Annotated in this window: 23 protein-coding genes and 2 pseudogenes; 13 read left to right on the forward strand and 12 right to left on the reverse strand. The window is 59.9% G+C overall.

The genetic code is table 11. The annotated features are described in order from the left end of the window. The first annotated feature begins 478 nt into the window (after positions 1–478). Together P6U25_RS05900 and P6U25_RS05905 are read left to right on the forward strand one after the other, a co-directional pair. The gene (locus P6U25_RS05900) at positions 479–829 is read left to right on the forward strand and encodes a DUF6876 family protein (RefSeq protein ID WP_407150533.1); all 351 of its coding nucleotides are present in this window, start codon (positions 479–481) and stop codon (positions 827–829) included. A 30-nt stretch (positions 830–859) separates the two neighbouring features. After that, positions 860–1,114 (forward strand): hypothetical protein, encoded by a 255-nt coding sequence (locus tag P6U25_RS05905; RefSeq protein WP_407150534.1) that lies wholly within the window; start codon positions 860–862, stop codon positions 1,112–1,114. 67 nt (positions 1,115–1,181) lie between these two features. On the opposite strand, the gene P6U25_RS05910 is transcribed toward P6U25_RS05905, so the two are convergent. The 3 genes from P6U25_RS05910 to P6U25_RS05920 all read right to left on the reverse strand — a co-directional run bounded on the left by P6U25_RS05910 (position 1,182) and on the right by P6U25_RS05920 (position 4,602). Further along, positions 1,182–3,107, reverse strand: coding sequence for a potassium transporter Kup (locus tag P6U25_RS05910; protein WP_407150535.1), 1,926 nt, complete (start codon positions 3,105–3,107; stop codon positions 1,182–1,184). Positions 3,108–3,113: 6 nt separating this feature from the next. Next, a complete protein-coding gene (locus P6U25_RS05915) occupies positions 3,114–3,554 on the reverse strand; it encodes a hypothetical protein (protein WP_407150536.1) in 441 nt (146 codons plus the stop codon). A gap of 310 nt (positions 3,555–3,864) precedes the next feature. Next, positions 3,865–4,602, reverse strand: coding sequence for a hypothetical protein (locus P6U25_RS05920; RefSeq protein ID WP_407150537.1), 738 nt, complete (start codon positions 4,600–4,602; stop codon positions 3,865–3,867). A gap of 408 nt (positions 4,603–5,010) precedes the next feature. On the opposite strand from P6U25_RS05920, the gene P6U25_RS05925 reads away from it, so the two are divergent. Next, positions 5,011–5,184, forward strand: a complete 174-nt coding sequence (locus tag P6U25_RS05925) for a hypothetical protein (RefSeq protein ID WP_407150538.1) — start codon at positions 5,011–5,013, stop codon at positions 5,182–5,184. A 545-nt stretch (positions 5,185–5,729) separates the two neighbouring features. Here P6U25_RS05925 and P6U25_RS05930 read toward each other — a convergent pair. Then, entirely contained in the window at positions 5,730–6,047 is a 318-nt protein-coding gene (locus tag P6U25_RS05930; protein ID WP_407150539.1) for a hypothetical protein, read from the reverse strand. Continuing rightward, complete coding sequence (locus P6U25_RS05935) at positions 6,008–6,349, reverse strand: ParB/Srx family N-terminal domain-containing protein (RefSeq protein WP_407150540.1); 342 nt, start codon at positions 6,347–6,349, stop codon at positions 6,008–6,010. The genes P6U25_RS05930 and P6U25_RS05935 overlap by 40 nt, the downstream gene beginning before the upstream one ends. Before the next feature lie 148 nt (positions 6,350–6,497). Here P6U25_RS05935 and P6U25_RS05940 point away from each other — a divergent pair, with 148 nt between their 5' ends. Further along, on the forward strand, positions 6,498–7,190 hold the full coding sequence (locus tag P6U25_RS05940) for a winged helix-turn-helix transcriptional regulator (RefSeq protein ID WP_407150541.1): 693 nt from the start codon (positions 6,498–6,500) through the stop codon (positions 7,188–7,190). 106 nt (positions 7,191–7,296) lie between these two features. Continuing rightward, positions 7,297–7,743: a YybH family protein gene (locus P6U25_RS05945; RefSeq protein WP_407150542.1), complete on the forward strand. Its 447-nt coding sequence runs from the start codon at positions 7,297–7,299 to the stop codon at positions 7,741–7,743. 293 nt (positions 7,744–8,036) lie between these two features. Here P6U25_RS05945 and P6U25_RS05950 read toward each other — a convergent pair whose 3' ends face one another. Together P6U25_RS05950 and P6U25_RS05955 are read right to left on the reverse strand one after the other, a co-directional pair. Next, the gene (locus P6U25_RS05950; RefSeq protein WP_407150543.1) at positions 8,037–8,282 is read right to left on the reverse strand and encodes a class I SAM-dependent methyltransferase; all 246 of its coding nucleotides are present in this window, start codon (positions 8,280–8,282) and stop codon (positions 8,037–8,039) included. An 86-nt stretch (positions 8,283–8,368) separates the two neighbouring features. Continuing rightward, positions 8,369–8,431 (reverse strand): annotated as a pseudogene (locus P6U25_RS05955) (hypothetical protein); the annotation flags it as partial. 319 nt (positions 8,432–8,750) lie between these two features. Between P6U25_RS05955 and P6U25_RS05960 the strand changes: the two are divergent. Continuing rightward, positions 8,751–9,947, forward strand: a pseudogene (locus tag P6U25_RS05960) (IS256 family transposase). A 545-nt stretch (positions 9,948–10,492) separates the two neighbouring features. Here the strand turns inward: P6U25_RS05960 and P6U25_RS05965 are convergent. Both P6U25_RS05965 and P6U25_RS05970 read right to left on the reverse strand, forming a co-directional pair. Beyond that, positions 10,493–10,987 (reverse strand): Hsp20/alpha crystallin family protein, encoded by a 495-nt coding sequence (locus P6U25_RS05965; protein ID WP_407150544.1) that lies wholly within the window; start codon positions 10,985–10,987, stop codon positions 10,493–10,495. 82 nt (positions 10,988–11,069) lie between these two features. Next, positions 11,070–11,525 (reverse strand): Hsp20 family protein, encoded by a 456-nt coding sequence (locus P6U25_RS05970; protein WP_407150545.1) that lies wholly within the window; start codon positions 11,523–11,525, stop codon positions 11,070–11,072. A gap of 864 nt (positions 11,526–12,389) precedes the next feature. Between P6U25_RS05970 and rpoH the strand changes: the two genes are divergently transcribed. The 7 genes from rpoH (at position 12,390) to P6U25_RS06005 (ending at position 19,169) form a co-directional block, all read left to right on the forward strand. Then, positions 12,390–13,400, forward strand: a complete 1,011-nt coding sequence (gene rpoH / locus P6U25_RS05975; protein WP_407150546.1) for an RNA polymerase sigma factor RpoH — start codon at positions 12,390–12,392, stop codon at positions 13,398–13,400. Between the two features lie 1,009 nt (positions 13,401–14,409). Next, the gene (gene groES / locus P6U25_RS05980) at positions 14,410–14,724 is read left to right on the forward strand and encodes a co-chaperone GroES (RefSeq protein ID WP_407150547.1); all 315 of its coding nucleotides are present in this window, start codon (positions 14,410–14,412) and stop codon (positions 14,722–14,724) included. 47 nt (positions 14,725–14,771) lie between these two features. Then, the gene (gene groL / locus P6U25_RS05985; RefSeq protein ID WP_407150548.1) at positions 14,772–16,397 is read left to right on the forward strand and encodes a chaperonin GroEL; all 1,626 of its coding nucleotides are present in this window, start codon (positions 14,772–14,774) and stop codon (positions 16,395–16,397) included. 185 nt (positions 16,398–16,582) lie between these two features. After that, positions 16,583–16,915 carry a hypothetical protein gene (locus tag P6U25_RS05990; RefSeq protein ID WP_407150550.1) on the forward strand — a complete coding sequence of 111 codons (333 nt, stop codon included), beginning with the start codon at positions 16,583–16,585 and terminating at the stop codon, positions 16,913–16,915. Positions 16,916–17,356: 441 nt separating this feature from the next. Next, entirely contained in the window at positions 17,357–17,806 is a 450-nt protein-coding gene (locus P6U25_RS05995; RefSeq protein ID WP_407152434.1) for an Hsp20 family protein, read from the forward strand. A gap of 92 nt (positions 17,807–17,898) precedes the next feature. Then, entirely contained in the window at positions 17,899–18,417 is a 519-nt protein-coding gene (locus P6U25_RS06000; RefSeq protein WP_407150551.1) for a hypothetical protein, read from the forward strand. A 533-nt stretch (positions 18,418–18,950) separates the two neighbouring features. Further along, complete coding sequence (locus P6U25_RS06005; RefSeq protein ID WP_407150552.1) at positions 18,951–19,169, forward strand: Lar family restriction alleviation protein; 219 nt, start codon at positions 18,951–18,953, stop codon at positions 19,167–19,169. A 269-nt stretch (positions 19,170–19,438) separates the two neighbouring features. Here P6U25_RS06005 and P6U25_RS06010 read toward each other — a convergent pair whose 3' ends face one another. The 3 genes from P6U25_RS06010 to P6U25_RS06020 all read right to left on the reverse strand — a co-directional run bounded on the left by P6U25_RS06010 (position 19,439) and on the right by P6U25_RS06020 (position 20,901). Continuing rightward, entirely contained in the window at positions 19,439–20,206 is a 768-nt protein-coding gene (locus P6U25_RS06010; RefSeq protein WP_407150554.1) for an SDR family NAD(P)-dependent oxidoreductase, read from the reverse strand. A 24-nt stretch (positions 20,207–20,230) separates the two neighbouring features. Continuing rightward, positions 20,231–20,509 carry a hypothetical protein gene (locus tag P6U25_RS06015; RefSeq protein ID WP_407150556.1) on the reverse strand — a complete coding sequence of 93 codons (279 nt, stop codon included), beginning with the start codon at positions 20,507–20,509 and terminating at the stop codon, positions 20,231–20,233. Positions 20,510–20,625: 116 nt separating this feature from the next. After that, positions 20,626–20,901 (reverse strand): hypothetical protein, encoded by a 276-nt coding sequence (locus P6U25_RS06020; protein ID WP_407150558.1) that lies wholly within the window; start codon positions 20,899–20,901, stop codon positions 20,626–20,628. Between the last annotated feature and the right edge of the window lie 613 nt (positions 20,902–21,514).

Below are 21,514 nucleotides of genomic sequence, written 5' to 3' on the forward strand. Positions count from 1 at the left end.
GAGGTGATGAACGCGGCGAACATCGGCCAGCTTTTTGCGATCAAGCTCGGCGTCGTCGTATTGATCGAGGAAGTACAGCTTGACGAGCGCGGGCGTCACTAACGAAACGTCCCGAACTTGGCCGAGGCGCGTGGGACGGAAAATATGGAGGACCTATTGGCGGGCACCCGGACCTGTTCGGTCGTGAAGCCGGCCCCCGGCCGGCCCCGCCATCGGCCGCCGATCCGGGCGCCAGGGGTGCGTTTTTCCCGCCCGCCTGACCGGAGGGCCCTAGCCTTCCCCCACCAGTGGCGCCCCTACGGCCGTTTCCGGACATCCGTACCCTTTGATCTTTCGCCATTATTCGCCCCGGAATTGGACAAGAAGGATCTTCCAACCACCGACCAGTGGCCTAGTTCTGGGCCACTTCCCCCGGGTTTTGGCCCCCATTTCCGGGCCGGCCGATGAGGGAAGCGAAAAAAGAAAAAACGTATGTGAAATGACGAAGCTGACCCCGGGGGACCTCGCCACCGGCACGGCCGAATGGTATCGGGACGGCCTCAATCGGCACGTGCTCTACACCGACGGCGTGCCGTATCTCGCCGAGAAGGACGGCGCGTATTGGCTGCTCGATAAGATCGCTTGTCTGCAACTCGAACCGAAGATTGGGGCCGAGGAATTTCAGGTTTGGCGATTGCAGGTCATGGATAACCGCAGCGCGCGCCTCGTTTGCGATGACGGCAACGCCACCGATACGGTCCTGCATTCCGAGGGCATCGATTTCACCGATTTCCCGCTCGACGACATCGCCATCTGGGGCAATGTCATCCTTCTGCCGAGCGAGCACTGATCATGACATTTGCCGCTGGGGATGCCCCGCATGACGTTTGACGCGATCGAGTCCCGTGCCATTGCAGCCATCCGGAGCGCTGACCATTTCACCGCGTCTCTGTTTATCGGACGCGGTCAATATCGGATCGAGAAGCGCTATGCCGTACTGGCAGCCACCCGCGGCCTTGAATATGATTCGCGCGCCCATACCCGGCGCGCGCTCATTTACGCAATTGCGCCCGACGGCCATGCCACGCCGCTGACCGCCGCGCTCATCGTTTCCCTCAAAAGGATGTCCGTTTAGCGACCACCAGGCAACATAATAGCTGGCGCTTTCTAACGAACGCGATGGGCGAAGGGGAAGTCGGCGCCTAGATCGCCACCTGCGCGCCAATCTCCACAACGCGTTCGGTCGGAATCCCAAAATAGTTGGTTGCGTCACTGGCTCCCGATGCGAGAGCAATGAATAGCCGATCTTGCCAGTGCGGCATCTCCGAGCTGGCGGCGATCCTGAGCGAGCGCCGTGACAGATAGAACGACGTCGACATGATCTCGAACTGCCATCCCGCCTTGCGGGCGATGGCAAGCGCCTGCGGGATATTCGGTACATCCATGAACCCGAACCGCAGCATGAGCTGCAGAAATCTGTCCCCAAGACGCTCAAGGCGAACGCGCTCCTCCGGCGAAACATGCGGTCGCTGGGCATATTCGACCGTCAGCACAACATTCCGGTCGTGTAGCACCTTGTTGTGCTTGAGATTGTGCACAAGCGCAGTCGGTGCATGCTTCGGATCGCCGGTGAGAAAGACAGCTGTACCTGATGCGCGAGGCGGCGGCGAGCGCTCGAGCATCTTCACCAGCGTATCCAACGGTGTTTGAAGCCTCGCGGTCTTTGCCGCCAGAACCGCCGTACCGCGACGCCAAGTATACATGATTGTCACCATGGCGGTCCCGAGCATCAGCGGCATCCAGCCGCCTTCCAGTACCTTCAGGAGGTTGGCGCCAAGGAAGGTGAGATCCAACATCAGGAAGGGCGCGACCAATGCCGCGGCCGCCACGGACGACCAATTCCATACCTTCCAAATCACGACAAAGGCGAGCATCGCCGTCACGACCATGGTGCCGGTGACGGCGATGCCATAAGCGGAGGCCAGGGCGTTCGACGAGCGAAACACGAAGACGAGCACCAGAACACCAACCAGCAGGAATCCGTTTACGCGCGGCATGTAGATCTGTCCGACGAGGGCCTCGGAGGTGTGCATGATCTCCAGGCGCGGCAGTAGGCCCAGCTGGATGGCCTGTTGGGTCACGGAATAGGCGCCCGTAATGACGGCCTGGCTGGCGATGACGGTCGCACCGGTGGCGAGCACTACCATCGGTATCAACGCCCATTGCGGGTAGAGCCGAAAGAACGGATTCTCGATCGCGGCCGGATCAGCCAGAATCAGAGCGCCCTGGCCGAAATAATTGATCGTCAGTGCCGGCAAGGCGACGAACAGCCATGCAGTCCGGATCGGCCCGCGACCGAAATGGCCCAGGTCGGCATAGAGCGCCTCTGAGCCCGTTACGACCAGGAATACCGCACCCAAGGTCAGCAGCCCGACCATGCCGTGCTCGAGAAGGAAGCGCACGCCGTGAAGGGGATTGAACGCGAGCAACACCGACGGATTCTGCGCGATGTGCCACACGCCCGCGAGCGCGAGTGCGATGAACCACACCAGCGTGATCGGGCCGAAGAACGCGGCAACCCGCGCGGTTCCACGGGACTGCACCGAAAACAGGCCGAGCAGAACCGCGGCCGTTACCGGGACCACGTAAGGTTCAAACGCCGGCGTGATGATCTTGATGCCCTCGATAGCCGATAGCACAGAGAGCGAGGGGGTGATGATCGCATCGCCATAGAACAGGCCGCCACTGATGATGCCTAACAGTACGATGATCGGTGCTCGCTCGCCCATGGCCTTGTTGGCGAGCGCCATCAAGGCGAGCGTCCCGCCCTCACCATGGTTGTCGGCACGCAGCAGAATGACGACGTACTTTAGAGTGACAACCAGCAGCAGGGCCCAGAAAATCAACGAAAGGATTCCCAGCACGGCTTCGTGGCTCGCCGGCTTTCCGGGGCCGACCGCCGCCAGCACCGATTCATGCACCGCATAGAGCGGACTCGTTCCGATGTCGCCATAGACGACGCCGATGGCGCCAAGGGTTAAGCCCCAGAAGCCGGCATGTTGCCGACTATCGACAGTTTGCGAGGCTTGAATCGGGCCTGCAGCTTGATCGACATCATTCGCTGGCATGTTCTTTCAAGTACCTCTGTTGCGATGCATGCAGGAGGCGTCGAACCGATGCATGAAAATTTGCCTGAAGTTATCGCAGCAAAATGGGTCTGCTGTTACAGGCCGTGCCTCCGGCACGGATGGTGTGCTAATCGGCTCACTCGACGCGAGAAGCCACTTTGCCTCTACTAAAGACAACAGAATCGCAACTGCAATGGTTTCATGCCGTCCTTCGGTCGGCTCGTCGAACTCAATCGGAACATCGGGATGGCGGGACAGCGAACAGAGCCGCTCACCGTCATCGTAAACCAGTCGGCGACGCTGCCACATCGGCAGCTCCAACTCGATCAGCGAGAGCGTCGCCCCCGTCCAAGCCTCCGCAAGGATCAGGCGATCGAAAACCTCGGTCCTGCCTGCTCTCGTCAGGCTTGAGACGCGCGTGCAGGCACCTGCAACAATCCTGGACATCAGATTCGCCGTGAGACCGGCGTCACGCGAAGCTTACCGGCTACCCGATCCAACCTTTCCGTGTCATCGCTTCTGGTTGACAACATACACACCATCGATTGAATGCGACTGCGTCTGAAGGATGGCTGCAGAGGCATAGGGAAACCAGAGTTATCGGGGGCTTCGGATATAGGAATCCCATAAAGAACTTGCCCACTGGTATAAAAGTCGTCCTCCGCTACCCGCAGACGCTACAAGCGTAAGTGGTCACGATCAGGAAGGCTCGGACCGCGATCTCGTCTTCCGAAAATCCGACACGTCGGTCAAACTCTCAAACTGGAGCGTGGCGGTCGCCGCTGCCGCGCCGCTGTGCCGATTGGTCGTCGGCCATCGCCTGCTTGCCACGCGCAATTCCGCGATGCATGCGCGCGCCGCGCCGATCGATTTCCGCATACGGGATTTCTTGCGGCACCAACCGCGCACGCGCTTCGAGATTGAGAAAATAGATACACCGCATCTGGTAGCCGTCGAGCGGCGTGCCCTGGCCCGACCATGATCCGCCAGTCTTGGCGAAATGCGCAACGCGGTTCTTGCCGGTGACTTGCGTCATCTTGTGCGTCACCGAGCCATCGGGCAATCGCAGCAGGCTTTTGTTCAACTTGAGCCCCGTAAGCGTGACGCCGGACGCGCGATAGATCGTCGCGCCGCCGCACTGACATCCATCGGCGAACGAGATCACCCATTCGATGTGCGGATAATACTTTTTGATCATCCGCAGCGCGATCGAGAGTGCGCGGCTTTCGGAATTGCGCGGTAGCGCTGCTGAGAACGCCAGCCGGTTCAATTCGAGAAAACCGTTCCATGCGGTATCGCGCACCAGCCCGAGGATGTTCGACTTATCCATCGACGGGCCAAACGTCATCGCGCCTTCAGGCCGCCCGCCGATAAAGACGCCCACCGCAAGGAACGCATTGTTGATGGTCTTGTGGCTGTAATGCAGCCGTGTGATCAGCGCGTCGGCGTCCTTCTTTGCGATCTGCGCAAGGCGGATTTGTTTAGTCTGTCCCATGGTTAGTCACCGAGTTTCGGAAGCGCATGATCCGAGGCTCCGGTTCGGCTGTCGCGGCGGTACATCAACCCAAAACGGCCCACCACCGAGGCGCCAATGCTCTGAATTCACTTCCGCTTTTGGCGCAAGGCCGATATTGCCGGGCTTGCCGCTGGTGCGACCCGTCAAGAATGACCCATCCCGGACTGCCTCCTTTCCGCAAGGCGCAGTCGAGCGTAACTTAAGCGGTCGACCTTCAATCGAAGGAGACGACCATGTGGCAGCCGGACGGTTGGGGACAAACGCATTGTTGTTCTCACACCCCATGCAGACATCGTTCCGGAAACGGAATTTAACGCACTCGCTCCTGATGGAATTTCGATCCACGCCGCGCGTGTGCCTTTTGGTGGCTACAAGCCGGGCAGAACGATGGATCCGACCATTGCCGATAACCCGGTACGCGCTTTTGCGGACCCGCCTGCGGTGGATGACGCCGCGGAGATGCTTGCAATGGCCCCATTGAATGCAATTGTTTTTGGCTTCACCAGCAGCAGTTATGTCCGGGGCGCAGGCGATGACGCAGTGCTCAAATCTCGTTTGTAAGCTCGCACGCGAGGTATCCCAGTCATTATCCCGTGCGCGGCGGCGATCACCGCACTAGCTGCACTCACTGTGACGCGGGTTGCACTAATCAGCCCGTCTTGGTTCTCGGCCGAAATGGATCAGCAGGCGTCCGCTACTTCGAGAGCCAGGGGGTCGAAGTCGTTTACAGCGGAGTTGCAGGTTTGCCATCGGACCAGCAAGCTATTCAGCCAGGGGAGCTCTACAATTGGGTGCGCTCGAACGTACCCTCGAGTGCCGAAAGCGTTTTCATTGGTGGCAACTGCTTTCGTGCAATTGGCGTGATCAAGGCGCTTGAGATCGCCCTGTTCTGACTGCGAACCAAGTCGCGTTTTGGTGTGCTCTGCGCCGATCCGGCACGCGAGCGTCAGTTACCAGCTACGGCCGGATATTCGAGTTTGGCCTACAACCTTCATAACGTTGGTGTTTCTTCCATAATGTTTGAGTTTCTTCGTGACTTCCAACTCTGGCCCACCGCGTCATTTCGCTGCGCTGCGGTATTTGGTCGGCGTCGGGGATAGCGGACATCAAGCAAGCCGCACCAAGCAAACTCGATTGACGCGCACTAGAAATTCGGCGCAGATCGCGGCGAGCGCATTGCCTTGCGGCGATCGATTGGGATTATTCGGCTCACATGGTTTGGTCGCCCCGGCTATCGCGCGCTCGACGGTCCCGAATTGATCCCCATACAGGATGAATGTCATATCGCGGAATGGCGACCGATCGCCGTCCGGCAATTCGGGCATCTGCTCTAACTCGCCGACCTCCACCGATAGCTTTGAAAGCTCGTCCTCGGTGATGCCGATCAGCGCGATCTCGAAACCGCCCTCCACGAGGTCGGCCAATTCGAGCCTCTGTCATCCCAATCACTGGCATCGGTCAGGCGATTGTTGGCGATGACGTAAGCGCGCTTCTGCTGATCGGTCCAACCGCGCACAACGATGACCGGGACATCCGTCATTCCGAGCAATTTGCCGGCGGCTAGGCGGCCGTGGCCGGCGAGAACCATGCCGTCCTCGGCCGCGAGGATCGGCATCGTCCAGCCCCATTGCCGGATCGACGCCGCAATCTGCTCGATTCGCTCGGGCGAATGCCGGCGCGAATTGCGCTCATAGGGCCGTAAACGGTCAATGGGCCATGTTTCCACGGCCGGCTTGCTAGGGTCATTGCATCCATGGTTTGCCGCTCGTATAGGCCGTTTACGACCCGCAAGAAAGCCTCGATATTGGCACGCCCTGGGAATAGTCCAGAAACTGGACTACTTTGGTGGCCCTCGTGACGCTAAAGTTATGGTCATGAAAGGCTATGGATCATTTTGCCCCGTAGCCAAAGCTGCGGAAATTCTCACGGAGCGGTGGACGCCGCTTGTGCTCCGCGAGCTGTTGCTCGGGTCCCGCCACTTCAACCAGCTTCGCCGCGGCATCCCCCAGATATCGCCGACCCTCCTCTCCAAGCGCCTTCAAACGCTAGAAGAGGCCGGGCTAATCTTACGCCGATCAGCCGATAATGGGCATTCGGAGTACCATCCAACCCAAGCGGCCAAAGAAGCCTGGCCAATTATCGATGCATTGGGCTATTGGGGCCACAGGTGGGCGCGCAGCCAGCTCACGCCGAACGAACTCCACGCGGGCCGGCTGATGTGGAATATGCGCCGTTCGTTCGAACTAAAGCACATTCCATGCAACTTCGTGCTGTACATCGAGATTGCGGACGCTCGGCCGAAGCGCTGGTGGTTTGTTGTGAACAAGGAAGAAGCCGATCTCTGCTGGGATGATCCCGGCTTCGTGGTCGATATCAGCGTCTGCTCGAGTCTGCTGACGCTTGTGCAGATTTTCACAGGCGAGCTGCCGCTGCGACGGGCGCGTGAGCTTGGCAAAATCGAGATCGACGGTCCTAAGCATCTTGTGAACAGCATGCCCAGTTGGTTCCCACGCAGCAAATATGCCAATGAGGCGCCTGCAGTAGCAGATCCAGTCTCAGCTAGCTGACGACATTCTCTCCGGTCCACTTTTTGAACTAGCGGCCCAGCTTCCCTCAGCGGTAGCGTTTGCGAATTCGCTCATGCGCCAAGCATCTCAGCTAAAGGAGGCAAAGATGAGCCGCCACTCTCTTCTTTCATACGCCGTGCTGCTGACCTTTACCTGTGCCTGCGTTGGTCATGCAGGGGCAGACCCGCTTGCCGACGAACTTTCCTCGGCGGCTGCCAAATGGGATGCCGCCATCAACAACGCGGACTTCGATGCCCTATTACCATTGTATACCGCTGACGCCAGATTGATGCCGCCTGGCGCGCAGCCTGTCACGGGCCCTTTGGCAATCCGTAATTTCTTTGCTGGGCGGGGAAGAAGCGTAAGAGATCACAAAGTTGAGCTGGTCGATGTGTTGCCCATCGGGACCTACGCTTATACCGCCTCCCATTTCACGGCCACGCTAGTGGTAAATGAAAAGGCGGCGCCAATTTCTGGCAGCACCGTGAGACTACTTGAACGCCAACCCGACGGACAGTGGAAGATAAAGTCTCATATCTTCGTTAAGGAATAAATTCGGCTTACGGTGCAGGCGGAAAGCGCCCCAGCGCGAGCGGGGCCACTCGGCCGCGCAAATGATTGACCCCGCCCTACCTCGCGCTGGTGGTCCGACCAAGTTAAACGGGGTGACATTTTCACCAACGATGCATTGCAGTTTCGTGACACCGACTCGCTGTCCACAGCGCCCAGGCCCGTTCTCGATCTGGACCGGCAATCTCGATCTGGGCTGAGAGGAAGAAATGTCCACCTACCTCCGCTCGCAGATCGATGCCATGGCGCCGAACGATGCCAACCTTATTGCCAAGGCTACGAGCAAACGTTGCGCATGCTCTCCGTCAAGGACGGCGACGATCCTCTGACGGAATTGATCGCAAAAGCCGTTATCTTATCAAGGTCGATCTTATCAAGGTCGCGCAAACCGGTGCTGATCGCCACGCGGCCGCCGGGACGAAGCACTCGACGCATTTCCGCCAAAGCGCGGTCCGGCTCGGGTACATGGAGGACGCCATAGCCGCAAATGACGGCATCGAACCTATCATTGGGATATGGCAAATCTTGCGCGTCCCCCTGGCGACGACCGAAGGAGCGTTCCGGCGGGCGGCGTCGACCATGGCCTCTGAAAAATCGACAGATGATACCTTCGCACCGCGCTCCGTAGCAGCCAGCGCGAGCACGCCGTGTCCCGTGCAGACATCGAGCACGTCACATCCGCGAATGACCCCAGCTGCATCGAGCGTGACATCAACCGACTGCGCCGTCAGCGGACCAAAGACAGCTTCGTTCCCATCCTTGTTGGACTGTGGCCGGCAGACGAGGAGGTGCTTCAAAACGACAGGACGAAGGCGGAGGTCGGCGCCGACTACGGTCGTGTCCCCATTGGTGGTGTAGCTCGGTAGAGCAAAGCCGTCCGCACGCGCGGCCTCCCATGGCGCCGTAGCGGGCGGGCGGCTTTGCGGTGGTCACCGGCAGTTCGCCGGTAGGGTCGGGTTGCTGATACCAACCTGATTCGAGGAACCACCGATGACCGATGAGATGATGAACCTCCGCACGCTCGTGGAGAAGACCCCTGATGCCGATCTGCTGCGCGAGATGATCGGCTTTGCCGCCCAGCGCCTGATGGAGCTGGAAGTGGAAGGCCAGACTGGGGCCGCCTATGGCGAGAAGAGCCGAGCGCCTGGCGCAGCGCAACGGCTACCGCGACCGGACCTGGGAGACCCGCGCCGGCACGGTCGAGCTGCGTATCCCCAAGCTGCGCAAGGGTTCCTACTTCCCCGGCTTTCTGGAGCCGCGCCGGATGGCCGAGAAGGCGCTCACCGCCGTGGTGCAGGAAGCCTATGTGCAGGGCGTCTCCACCGCTCGGTCGACGACCTGGTGCAGGCGATGGGCATGAGCGGCATCTCCAAGAGCCAGGTCTCGCGGCTGTGCGCGGAGATCGACGACAAGGTGAAGGCGTTCCTCGCTCGCCCGATCGAGGGCGATTGGCCGTATCTGTGGATCGACGCCACCTACGTGAAGGTGCGCCAGCAGGGGCGCATCGTGTCGGTCGCGGTGATCGTCGCGGTCGGCGTCAACAGCGATGGCCGGCGCGAAGTTCTCGGTATGGACATTGGTCCCTCGGAGGCCGAGACATTCTGGACGGCGTTCCTGCGCAAGCTCGCCCGCCGCGGCCTGCGCGGCGTCAAGCTGGTCGTCTCCGACGCCCACGAGGGCATCAAGGCGACCGTCGCCAAGGTGCTCAACGCCAGTTGGCAGCGTTGCCGCGTGCACTTCATGCGCAACGCGCTGGCCCATGCCGGCAAAAGCGGACGGCGTGTCGTCTCCGCCTTCATCGCCACTGCGTTTGCCCAGGACGATGCCGAAGCCGCACGAGCGCAATGGCGAAAGGTCGCCGATCAGCTCCGCCCCAAGCTACCCAAGCTCGCCGGCTTCCTCGACGAGGCCGAGACCGATGTGCTGGCCTACATGACGTTCCCGCCGCAGCACCGCACCAAGCTGCACTCGACCAACCCGATCGAGCGCCTCAACGGCGAGATCAAGCGCCGGACCGAGGTCGTCGGCATCTTCCCCAATGAGGACGCCATCGTCCGCCTCATCGGCGCGATCCTGCTCGAACAGAATGATGAATGGGCCGTCCAGCGCGCCCGTTACATGACGCTGGAAACCATCGCGCCGTTGAGCGATGATCCAACCGTCAGTCTCCCGGCTATCGCCAGCTGACCAGTCCGGCTCTTGCCGGCGAACGCGGTGTCCCACCGCCAGTTACACCACGCTCAGGGACACGATCCCGACTACTACGTCACTTCGCTCCGAGAGGCTGTTGATGCATGCGTGGAAGAAGCGGAGAAAGGCACGAAGGCGCGTCCTCGCCTGGTGCATCCGACGCCTTCCTCGGCCGACAAAGAGATGACAAGGACTGACGAACCTGAGATCTACTGATGATGGGCAGCACGATCGAGCGCCGATCCGTTCGTCAGGGTCGAGCCTAGCCAATCACCTGGCTCTTCGCCTGTCCAGGCTTCGCCTCACTCTGCTCGACCGGTTCAAGATGGTGGACACTCTCGCCAGAATCCGACAGCTACGCTCCAGTATCTCCAATGATATCAAGAGAACGAGTCGATGGTCTTCAGCTTTGCCGCCCGATATGGGTCTTAGGTCCCCTGAGAATGGTTTGACCGTGGACAAGAAACGTCGATCCAGCTTTGCCGGTGCAGCGGAGCTCGACCGGGTGGAGAGCGGGAGCGAAATGCGCTCCCGCCCTGTTCTTATTTCCCGTTGATAGCGATGCGTTTCACTTTCGACTGAGCCTCTGGAAGCTTCGGCATCGTTACGGTCAGTACCCCGTTCTTGAACGCGGCGGACACCTTGTCCTGGTCCACATTGTCGATCGGTATGCGCCGTTCGAAGCGACCGTAGTAGCGTTCGCTGAATCGTCGATCCTTGTCTTCCGTTTCGGTCTTCTTCTCGCCTTTGATAGACAGTAGGCCGTTAGCAAGCTCGACCTCAACGTCTTTCTCCTCGAGGCCCGGCAAATCCGCCGCAACCTTTATGTCCTTGTCGGTTTCGCTGACCTCGATGTTTGGCCAGCCCATCGACCGCTCAAGGAATTCGCCAAAGGGCGCGTGATCGAAGCCCCGAAAGACGTCGTCGAACAGACGATTCATCTCACGATGCAGGGCCAGAAATGGGTTCACGTCTCCGCCGCGTTGCGCCGGAACGTTCCGACCGCGGCCCCAGGGAATGAGATCAGTCATGGCCATGATTTTCCTCCTTGTATTCGACAATCGCCCGCGTCGCGGCGCTAACCGCCGCGGGTCGAACCCCACCCGTGACAGCAGACGCTCAGGCCGCTTGCTTGTGCTCAAGCTGCCGGTTGTCGTTGCCGACGTTGATGGGGATCTGGCGTGGTTTCATCGCCTCCGGAACCTCACGCACAAGATCAATCTTGAGCATACCATTCTTAAACGAGGCGCCCTTCACCTGCACGTAGTCCGCGATGTTAAAGACCCGCCGGAAGGGACGTGCAGAGATGCCCCGATACAGGTACTGATGCGCGCCCCTATCCGCTTTTCGGCCTTCGACCGTCAACACGTTCTGCTCTGCAGTGATGGTGACCTCGTCGGGCGTGAAGCCAGCCAATGCCAGCGAGATCTGATAGTGGTCCTCACCGGCCCGCTCGACGTCGTGAGGTGGGTAGTTGCCGCCGTTCGTCCATCGGACCGAATCCTCGATGAGGTCAGCCAGGCGATCGAACCCGACTGTCGACCGCCACGGGGTAGCAAGATCAAAGATGGTCATAGCCACATCCTCCTTTCGAGCAACATGGTTACGAGCGCACGGACACCGTGTCCGGCGCCCCGGGGAGCCGGACCCTTAAAGGCGCCCGGCGCAGGGCGGCGTGCCGCGCCTGCACCCTTCGAATTAGAAGTGGGCTGCTGTTTTTCAAGAGGTTTTCCTGTCGTCGCACGCAAACCCATCTTCTTGCCGCGCACTGAATCGCGGACGGCGCGACCGCCTGCAGCCGGCAGATGATGGATCACCGGAGGTCCAGCGCGAGCTGCCTTACTTGAGAGGCCGGCATGCGGTGCGCTACTCGAAATCCCCGAGACAGGGCGCTGCCCGCGTTGCGGAAGCGCCGAGCTCAATCCCGTCGATGACTTGGTGGACGCCCGCCCTGCAGCACGCATTCGATCGAAAGGCAGACGTGCGTTCATTCGCGATCCAGAGTGCCGACAAGCCTTAGCCGCGATGGACCCCTCGTTCGGCCTGCTTCGATACTGATTTCGGTGGGCACACGGTCGGAACAATTTTGCTGAACTGGAGTTCTGTGATCGCCTTTTTGCCATCGGACGCCTGAAGGGGTCCATCGATGCAGGAAGGCATTCTCTCGTACCCAACCCAACTTGCTCTTGAAGGATTTGGCTATGGGACGTATTTCCGCCTTTGTCCGGCGATTCAGCCGGAGGTTCGATCATCTCATGAATTCACTCGACCAGCGGTCGAGTCGTCTCCGCTTTTCCGCGCGATGCTTTGCGAGAGTCTACCTGAAGCAGGTTCCGCAATTGCGGAGCAGGCTGAGGTCTCTCGCTAGCAAGGTTGCCAGGGCGGCGACCATCTCTCGGTAAGCTTTCGCGCACGTGAGTGAAGGAAGGAGCGACCGCCATGGCGACCATCACGGCACTGCCATCCCTCTCCGAGGGAGGGCTTTCCCGCTATCTTGTCGAGGTTCGGAAATTCCCACTTCTCACCGCATCCGAAGAGGTCAGCTACGCAAGGCGTTGGCGCGAGCACGGCGACCGCGAGGCTGCATACCGTCTTGTCACGAGTCATCTTAGGCTGGCGGCCAAGGTTGCGATGGGGTATCGCCGATACGGCCTGCCAATCGCCGACCTCATTTCGGAAGCCAATCTTGGTTTGATGCAGGCCGTTAAGCGCTTTGAGCCGGAGAGGGGCTTTCGGCTGGCCACCTATGCGATGTGGTGGATCAAGGCATCGGTCCAGGAATACGTTTTGAGGTCGTGGTCGCTCGTGAAGATGGGGACCACAGCTGCCCAAAAGAAACTATTCTTCAATCTTCGCAGGCTCAGGAGCAGACTATCCGCCTTTCAGGAAACGGATTTGGGCGTCGATCAGATAAGCTACGTCGCGGCGCAACTGAAGGTTACTCCCCCGGAGGTGGTCGAGATGGATCGGCGGCTCCGCGGCGATATCTCACTTAACGTTCCCATCAGCGATGAGGAGACCACGGAGGACTGGCAAGACCGGCTGGTCGATCCTTCACCTGATCCCGAACGCCAGCTGATGGACATGGATGACTACGGGCGACGAGAGGCGGCTCTCTCGGAGGCACTTGAGCTATTGTCGGGGCGCGAACGAGAAATCCTCGAATCTCGGATGCTCGCGGACGAGCCGAAGACGCTGGACGAACTGGCGCGGCAGTTTCGTATTTCGCGCGAACGAATCCGGCAGATCGAGCAACGTGCGTTTCAGCGAGTGAGGAACGCAGTGCGCGCCCGGGTCGCGAGCTCTTCTCATGTCGCGGCGGTCTCGGCCAAAACAGCCTCCTCTGAAACAGTGGATTCCAGCGGCAAAAAAAGGCGTGGCTCTATCGACATTGTCGTGGGAGGTCACCATCATGTTCACGGAAGCGATCTTGGGCATCATGCTCGCTAACATCCTGATCGTGGCAACCACTGCCGTTCATTGCTGCGCAGCGCTCATTGGCTAGAGACGGAAAAAGCTCGTGGGCATCACCGTTGGAGGACAGACAGCCCTTACCGCCTACGCGACCTGCTCGTCGTTGAAGTCAGATCGAAATGCGCCGCATACATCGGCATCGGATCTCTCGGCGGCAGGCCGCCAAAAGCGCGCATGGTGGGGAGCTGTTAAGGCACGCCGTCACGCAAGCGCAAGCGGAAGCCGCGGTGCTTGAGACGAAGTAAAGCTAAACCGATGAAATCTGCACCGGGTGCGTGCTTGAGACGAAGCAAAGCTAAACTGATGAAATCTGCACCGGCTGCATGAGCAGCCGATGCAGATTTTGGGTGTTCTAACCTAGACTTTTTCTCCACTAGCGGAAGCACCTCAACCGTCACGCTTTCGCGTCCGTAGGCTTGCTCAACGAGAGCAGATGCACCTGTTGGTCAACCGGCGTAGGCCCAATCAGATTCCGCACCTGCGTCGCGCTCCGGATCAGGAGGTCGTTGGCCTTCACGATGATGTCGCCTTTGGGCGAGGCCCGCACGCTCGGCTGAAGAGCCTGAGCTGATCTCCTTGATTCTCGTCCTTCGAGGTGACCGGCGGCTGGGGCATCTTTGGCGCCATGCCTGTTGGGCCCGCTCAACGCGGCCCGTCGCAATCAGCTGATCATGGCTTTCTTTGGCATGTTGATGGGGCACGGCGAAGCCAATCCCGACGTTGCCGCCGCCCGGCGATGTGATCGCAGTAGCGACCGCGATATTATTTTCTCATTATATTACAATGAATTATATGGATGCGCGTCCGCTTAACTGGGTGGCTAGGGCCCGCCCTCAAGTCCGTCCGGCAGTCATTGGATGAGAGTGCCAAAATTTTTTGTTCCGGGTCTTGAAACCAAGTCCCTCTTCCCTAGGTGGAACTTTCGCCGGGGGCTCGTTATCGGCACCGGTCAAATGACATCGCTAGACTATTAAGGAGGATGTTCATGCATTTCCGTCCGTTGCACGATCGTGTGCTCGTGCGTCGCATCGATGCCGAGGAGAAGACCGCCGGCGGCATCATCATTCCCGACACCGCAAAAGAGAAGCCGCAAGAAGGCGAGATTATTGCCGCCGGCCCTGGCGCGCGGAATGAGCAAGGCCAACTGGTCCCGCTCGATGTGAGGGCTGGGGATCGGGTTCTGTTCGGCAAATGGTCGGGGACCGAGGTGAAAATTGACGGCCAGGATCTGCTGATCATGAAGGAGAGCGATTTGCTCGGCATCGTCGAGCACACAGGCAAGTTGAAGAAGGCGGCCTGACGCCGCCGGGAAGCTGACAGTCATCGAACAGAAAGGAGATTTAGAACATGGCTGCCAAGGACGTAAAATTTTCGACCGAGGCCCGCGAGCGCATGCTGCGGGGAGTGGACACACTGGCCAATGCGGTGAAAGTCACGCTCGGTCCCAAGGGACGCAACGTGGTGATCGAGAAACCATTCGGCGCGCCGCGCATCACCAAGGACGGCGTCACCGTTGCCAAGGAAATCGAGCTGGAGGACAAGTTCGAGAATATGGGCGCCCAGATGGTGCGCGAGGTCGCGTCCAAGACCAACGATCTCGCTGGCGACGGCACTACCACCGCGACCGTCCTGGCGCAGGCGATCGTCAAGGAAGGCACAAAGTCGGTCGCGGCCGGCATGAATCCGATGGATCTCAAGCGCGGCATCGATCTTGCGGTTGAGGCGATCGTCGGCGACCTGAAAGCGCACGCCAAGAAAGTCACTTCCAATGACGAGATTGCGCAGGTCGGGACGATCTCCGCGAACGGCGACACCGAAATCGGCCGTTTCCTCGCTGACGCCATGCAGAAGGTCGGCAACGAGGGCGTCATCACGGTCGAGGAAGCCAAGAGCCTCAACACTGAGCTCGAGGTCGTCGAAGGCATGCAGTTCGACCGCGGCTATGTCTCGCCATACTTCGTGACCAACGCCGAAAAGATGCGCGTCGAGCTCGAGGATCCCTACATTCTGATCCACGAGAAGAAGCTGTCCGGACTGCAGACTATGCTTCCGCTGCTGGAGGCGGTGGTGCAGACGGGCAATCCGCTCCTGATCGTCGCAGAGGACGTCGAAGGCGAAGCCTTGGCAACGCTTGTCGTCAACCGGCTGCGCGGAGGACTGAAGGTCGCTGCCGTGAAGGCGCCGGGCTTTGGGGACCGGCGCAAGGCCATGCTCGAGGACATCGCCATTCTCACTGGCGGCACGGCGATTGCGGAGGACCTCGGCATCAAGCTCGAAAATGTAACCTTGAATATGCTCGGCCGCGCCAAGAAGGTGGTGATCGACAAGGAGAACACCACGATCGTCAACGGGGCTGGTGCCAAGAAGGACATCGAAGCCCGCGTCGCCCAGGTCAAGGCGCAGATCGAAGAAACGACGTCGGACTATGATCGCGAGAAATTGCAGGAGCGACTCGCAAAACTCGCCGGCGGCGTTGCGGTGATCCGCGTCGGCGGCGCCACCGAGGTCGAGGTCAAGGAGAAGAAGGATCGGGTTGACGATGCGCTCCACGCCACGCGCGCAGCAGTGGAGGAGGGAATCCTTCCCGGCGGCGGCGTCGCGCTACTCCGCGCGCTTAAGGCGCTCGATGGGGTCAAGACTGCCAATGCCGATCAGAAGGCAGGCGTCGACATCGTACGCCGCGCTATCCAGGTTCCTGCGCGGCAGATTGTCCAGAACGCTGGCGAAGACGGCTCACTGATAGTTGGTAAGCTCCTTGAGAATGCCAGTTACAACTGGGGCTTCAACGCTGCAACCGGCGAATACCAGGACCTGGTGAAGGCTGGTGTGATCGATCCTGCGAAAGTCGTTCGTACTGCCTTGCAGGACGCCGCCTCGGTCGCGTCTCTGCTGATCACCACGGAAGCGCTGGTCGCCGACAAACCCAAGAAGCCGGACGCTCACACTTCGGCCGCGCCGCCGATGGACTTCTGACAAGACTGCGCCCGGCCGCCTGACGGCCGGGTGCTCCCTCAAGTGCTGCACAAGGAGCCGACCAACACACAAGGGGAACTGAGACCACAATGAGCATGCAGATCGAAGCCGGGCTGCTCTGAACTGGTTCATGCTGGCCTCGAGCTTCGCAACCATCGCATGATTTCGAACGATAGGAGGATGAGATGATCAGAGATCACACCATTGACTCCGCTCGTGCGGGGAAGCACACAAATCGCATCTTCCGAAATCTCATGACAGCGTTGCTGGCGTCGGTCCTAACGCTACCCTCGCTGGCCGCATGGGGAATGGAGAGTTCACCGCAACAGGCAGCTACGAAACCCGGCGGCACCCTGACGCTGCCACCGATCCGTTATCTCGACGCGACACCCTGGATGAAATGGAACGCTTCAACGCCGACGATGAGGATCGATACGCTCGTGTCCCCGAGCGTTACGCCGTGGGGTGTCCTGCAAATTCCCCAGAATCGGGCAAAAGCCTCGCCGAACTTCAGCTGACCGATCCTGTTGGTGGCGCAATGCGGGCTGCGAAATGCGGCCGTCTCCGCCTGGTTGACCTGTCCGGACTGTGGACGATCCCATTCGAAGCTTCGTGATCGAAAGCGAACGGCGGGTCCCTTTCCCATTGCGGAGCGGCTTGAAGGTCCAAAACTGCCCACCGAAGACCATCGGCGGCTGACGCGCCTCCTCACCGAGGCTGAAGTCTGTCTGCAAGGCGTAGCTTCGCGAGCAATCCAAAATTAACCGAGAGAAGATCCTGACAAAATGTTTTGCGGAGGCTCTTGAAATCGACTTCGACTCTTCTATTTCGATTTTTGCCGCCTGCGGCGGTGCCGGTCGCCAGCTCTGGGTCCGGCAGACTGAACAGGGCGCCAGACAGGTGTCTTGCAACATGTCTTGCGCTTCTTCGTACCATCTTGCTCTTACGAGGACCTGGCTATGAGGACTTACGATTTTGCTCCCTTGTGGCGCTCGACCATCGGCTTCGACCGTCTTTTCGATCTCCTCGACGAAACCCAGCATCGGACCGAGGACAACTACCCGCCCTATAACATCGAGCGACTTGGCGAAGATCGGTATCAGATCTCACTGGCACTGGCTGGTTTCAGTTCGGATGAGATCACGGTGACCGCCGAGCAGAACGTGCTGACGGTGGAAGGCCGCAAGGGCGATAAGGACCAGCACGAATATCTCTACCAGGGCATTTCAGCTCGCCCATTCAAGCGGCAGTTCAACCTTGCAGACTACGTCCAGGTGAAGAATGCGGCGCTCGACAAGGGCCTGCTTCGGATCGAACTTGTCCGCGAAATTCCGGAGGCCATGAAACCCCGGCGCATCGCGATCGGTGGTGGCGCTTCTAGCGCGCAAATCACGCAGAAGGCGGCCTAAGCCTCGAAGGCGGCGATGTCATTGTTGCCGCCTTTGTCCCCAGACTCATATCAACCCGTCTCTCGACGAAAGGAGTAGAAAGGAGACAAAGGATGAGCCAGGTCAATCGTACCATCAAGAATGTTGAGCCCTTCTTCCACCCGGTATCGCACTACAATTCACCCCACGATGTCTTGAACGATCCCAAACTCTCGACGGATGAGAAACGAGTGATCCTGTCGTCGTGGACGTCCGATATGTACGTTGTCGAATCCTATCCGGCCTTGCGCGAAGTCCCCGGCATTCCGCACAGGTTGCGGCTGGACGATATTCTGGCGGCGCTGAAGCAGCTGGATGGTGAAGATAACCCGCCGCCACGCGGGGGATTGGCGATGCGGCAGCCTCGTTTCAGCAAGCTCGATTGCATTGCTCTCGACCAGGCGCAGCGTTCGATCGGTCAGCAAGCGACGACGAGACGGTATCGGTCAATGCAAGCCTCACGCACACAGAAGCATTCGCGGTGGACGCGCGAGACAAATGTGAGGCGATACCGCAAACTCCTAAACACGCAGCTGACGGACCTCGAACGCAACTTCATAGAGCGACGGCTCGCTGAAGAATTGCGAGGTTGAGCATTGTTAAGCTCTACTTTGGCAGCTGCGATGAAGAGAGAAAGGACTTCTCTCGTGAGCGATGTTAGTGGAGCGAAGCGCAGAACCGCAAATCAAGCCGGGAGGACGCGATGACTTCCGCCTCCTTGGCTCAGGTTAAGATGGGGACCGAAGCCCTCGCTCTCTGTATTGCAGGAGTTCTGTGCGAGCGGGATCCATCGCTTTTGGCCGCCTTCCGAGATAGAATGGAATTGCTCTATCACGTCCTGGACGATCGCGGAGAGCATGAAGCGGCGGCGATGGTTCTCGCGTTTGGGAGAGCTCTGGTTGACCCGGCTTTCAAGCGTTCCTCGAACTAGTGGATACAGCGTGCGAAGCGAGCAAATTACCGGCCTGCAGCGAAGCCGCTAATACGATGGAATAGTGTACCAGATTAATCATCAAACCTGGGAACCGTTAGAGATTGTATTGCGGCTTCCGATGCCGGCCCGATATTCAGCCAAGCATAGCCAGCGCCGACGGCGCCGTGGCTGCGAACTAGAACCAGCCTAGTGATGGCAGGAAAACCCGGAGAAAAGCCTGTTTCCGATCGAACCCCCGGTTTCGTCAGTTCCGGGACGTTGCAACCATGCCCCTTCTGCGCCTCATCGAATCTTTGGATCAGCAGTGACCTCGAGACGAAGTTCGTTGCCTGCAACAATTGCGCGGCGTTCGGCCCTACCGCGCCGACGATCACCTTGGCCACGGAGCGCTGGAATACCCGAAAAATCTGAGTGAGCGTTGTCCACTTCACCTCGGATGCGTAGGTACGCTGGCTCGAAGTGAGGCGTCCGGAGAAGTGATCGGGCTGGGCGAGCGCCGGCCACATCCGTGCGGCCCACGGGCGACAGCAGAAGCTGCCCCGGAGGCCGTCGAGACGGCGGCCCGCAACATCATCGGAAAGGTCTGAAGACGGACCGGATCGAGATCACGCTGCTGTGCAATAGCTTCCAGCTCGAGATGAAACTGGATCCGGGCAGCGCCCTTCGCGTTACGGCGCTTGCTACTGCTGCGGCGGCTGTCCGTTCGACGCGGAGACGCCGCCGTCCACGGCGACGTTCGCGCCGGTCATGAAGCTGGCGTCGTCGCTCGCGAGAAAGGCGATGACCGCCGCGACTTCCCGTGGTTCGCAGACGCGCCCCAGCGGAATCCTCTCGGCGAACTTCGACAGCAGCTTCTTGTCCTCCATCATGTCAGCGGTCATGCCGGTGCGCGTCAGACTGGGGCAGACCGAATTTACGCGTACGCCTTTCTTTCCGAGATCCATCGCCAGTGCGCGCGTGAGATTGACGACGGCGCCCTTCGCGGCGTTATAGGGACTCATCGACCAATCGCCGCCAGTTCCGGAGACGGAGGCGGTGTTCACGATCGAGCCCTTAGTCTTCTCAAGATGGGGAATGGCGGCCCGGCAGCCGAAGAACACGCCATCGGAATCGGTCGCCATGACCTTCCGCCACTCCTCGTCCGTGATCTTGGACGGATCGCCGCCTTCATGGACCCCCGCATTGTTCACAAGCACGTCGAGTCGGCCGAAGCGCTTCACGGCTGATGCTACCATGCCGTCGACGGCCCGCGAGTCCGACACGTCCGCGACATGGGAGAGCGTGTGCTCGGGCGGGAGCTCTGCAGAGACCTTTTCGAGGGCCTCGCGTTGGCGGTCGACGAGCACGACATTCGCGCCTTCGGCCGAGAAACGACGTGCGGTCGCTTCGCCGATGCCTGATGCTGCTCCGGTGACGATGACGACCTTGTCTTCGAAGCGATCCTTCATGTCCGCAATCCTAATCGTCCTGGTTCAGATTTTCGGTATCTCGTCGAGTCCGAGCGTGCCGTCCACCTTCAATGCGGCACGCCCGAGCAGGGAAGCGAACTGAGTTTCGTCCATGTGTGGCGACTCCGATCGGGATGTGGTGCTCGGCGGCAGCGTCGACGGCCCCTGCGGCGGACCGACCTTGGTGGCGGGGCCGCTTGCCGAGCGGACTTGGCGCGCGCCTTCCTCGGCAAGTCTGCCGTCTCCTACGATTTCGGCGACGATCCGCTTGGTCGTCCCGACGAAGGTGTCTTTCGTGCTCACGTCGCAGTCTCCCAGGCTGGTCGGAAACAAACCGACGAGGCGCGTTGCCGTTCCTCAAGTGCGGTCCGACTGCCATCGGGCGTGACCTCGTTGCCTGCAGCGCTTTGTTCCGGGCACTACATCTTTTCCTTCAGACCCGTCTTCAGCAGCCACCGGTTGGCGGGATAGGAACCCAGGAAGCCGCCCTCGGCCTCGTGGCCGGGCGAACGATAGAGGGAAGCCCGGTGACAGCGGCGCGCGAACGCGAAACACCAAGCGCGCGAGATTATGAAGATCGCCAAAGGACTCGATATGGACGGTCGGCTGCTGGTTGAAGCCAACGACCCGATGCCCTCCGAGTTCGAGGTAGTGACGGCCAAATGGAAGGCGCGATCGACCACATCGTCGAGCACGGTTAGCTCATCCCTTTTTCGGGCGCAACGCCCTACCTCTTTAGGTGTAAGCCCGACTTTGGAGTGAGGTGCAACTTCCAGCTGGGAACGAATGTCCGCTTTTTGCACTTGTTATTCGATCTCTCATCCGCGCCGGTGCACCACCATGAATGCGCATAAGGCAGGCCCGCTGCCAACGCTCCAAACGCAGGAGAGTGGCCGCCGCTGTCCCAAGTGTGCGGGCTTTCTCCGTCTCGCACATTCCGTGCTGGATAGCACCAAAGGCGAGACAATACACATTCTCCGATGCGGCTGCGGCGCGATTGTATGGGACAATGGGGGAGTTGACCTGGTTAGGCAGCAGTGGCAGACGCGAATGCTACCGCCGACAAGCGGAGGACAGCCGCAGGCGAGCGGACCAAGCGATCAGTCCTCTAGATAAGCAGGCATGGCTAAAGCTGGCTGCGGATTGGCTCAGGCTCGCTGAGGACTTGAGGCGAGACGCGGGTACGTCCTTTTCTTTCCTCCCGCGACGAAGCCATTCACCCAGCTTCGAACTGGTCGGTGACAGTCCCGTCGAGATCGGCACGCGGTCCAGATGATCGCCAAGCTAACGATACGGATTCACCTGCGA

The sequence above is a fragment of the Bradyrhizobium sp. ORS 86 genome (assembly GCF_045571475.1).
Classification (GTDB): Bacteria; Pseudomonadota; Alphaproteobacteria; order Rhizobiales; family Xanthobacteraceae; genus Bradyrhizobium.

Bases quoted from the DNA above. Each gene is read 5' to 3' on its own strand.
- P6U25_RS05915 (WP_407150536.1), bottom strand. From the start codon at position 3,554: ATGTCCAGGATTGTTGCAGGTGCCTGCACGCGCGTCTCAAGCCTGACG.
- groES (WP_407150547.1), top strand. From the start codon at position 14,410: ATGCATTTCCGTCCGTTGCACGATCGTGTGCTCGTGCGTCGCATCGAT.
- P6U25_RS05990 (WP_407150550.1), top strand. From the start codon at position 16,583: ATGATCAGAGATCACACCATTGACTCCGCTCGTGCGGGGAAGCACACA.
- groL (WP_407150548.1), top strand. From the start codon at position 14,772: ATGGCTGCCAAGGACGTAAAATTTTCGACCGAGGCCCGCGAGCGCATG.
- P6U25_RS05920 (WP_407150537.1), bottom strand. From the start codon at position 4,602: ATGGGACAGACTAAACAAATCCGCCTTGCGCAGATCGCAAAGAAGGAC.
- rpoH (WP_407150546.1), top strand. From the start codon at position 12,390: ATGGCGACCATCACGGCACTGCCATCCCTCTCCGAGGGAGGGCTTTCC.
- P6U25_RS05970 (WP_407150545.1), bottom strand. From the start codon at position 11,525: ATGACCATCTTTGATCTTGCTACCCCGTGGCGGTCGACAGTCGGGTTC.
- P6U25_RS06010 (WP_407150554.1), bottom strand. From the start codon at position 20,206: ATGAAGGATCGCTTCGAAGACAAGGTCGTCATCGTCACCGGAGCAGCA.
- P6U25_RS06000 (WP_407150551.1), top strand. From the start codon at position 17,899: ATGAGCCAGGTCAATCGTACCATCAAGAATGTTGAGCCCTTCTTCCAC.
- P6U25_RS05905 (WP_407150534.1), top strand. From the start codon at position 860: ATGACGTTTGACGCGATCGAGTCCCGTGCCATTGCAGCCATCCGGAGC.
- P6U25_RS05940 (WP_407150541.1), top strand. From the start codon at position 6,498: ATGAAAGGCTATGGATCATTTTGCCCCGTAGCCAAAGCTGCGGAAATT.
- P6U25_RS05925 (WP_407150538.1), top strand. From the start codon at position 5,011: ATGGATCCGACCATTGCCGATAACCCGGTACGCGCTTTTGCGGACCCG.
- P6U25_RS05995 (WP_407152434.1), top strand. From the start codon at position 17,357: ATGAGGACTTACGATTTTGCTCCCTTGTGGCGCTCGACCATCGGCTTC.
- P6U25_RS05965 (WP_407150544.1), bottom strand. From the start codon at position 10,987: ATGGCCATGACTGATCTCATTCCCTGGGGCCGCGGTCGGAACGTTCCG.
- P6U25_RS05900 (WP_407150533.1), top strand. From the start codon at position 479: ATGACGAAGCTGACCCCGGGGGACCTCGCCACCGGCACGGCCGAATGG.
- P6U25_RS05945 (WP_407150542.1), top strand. From the start codon at position 7,297: ATGAGCCGCCACTCTCTTCTTTCATACGCCGTGCTGCTGACCTTTACC.
- P6U25_RS05910 (WP_407150535.1), bottom strand. From the start codon at position 3,107: ATGCCAGCGAATGATGTCGATCAAGCTGCAGGCCCGATTCAAGCCTCG.
- P6U25_RS06005 (WP_407150552.1), top strand. From the start codon at position 18,951: ATGGCAGGAAAACCCGGAGAAAAGCCTGTTTCCGATCGAACCCCCGGT.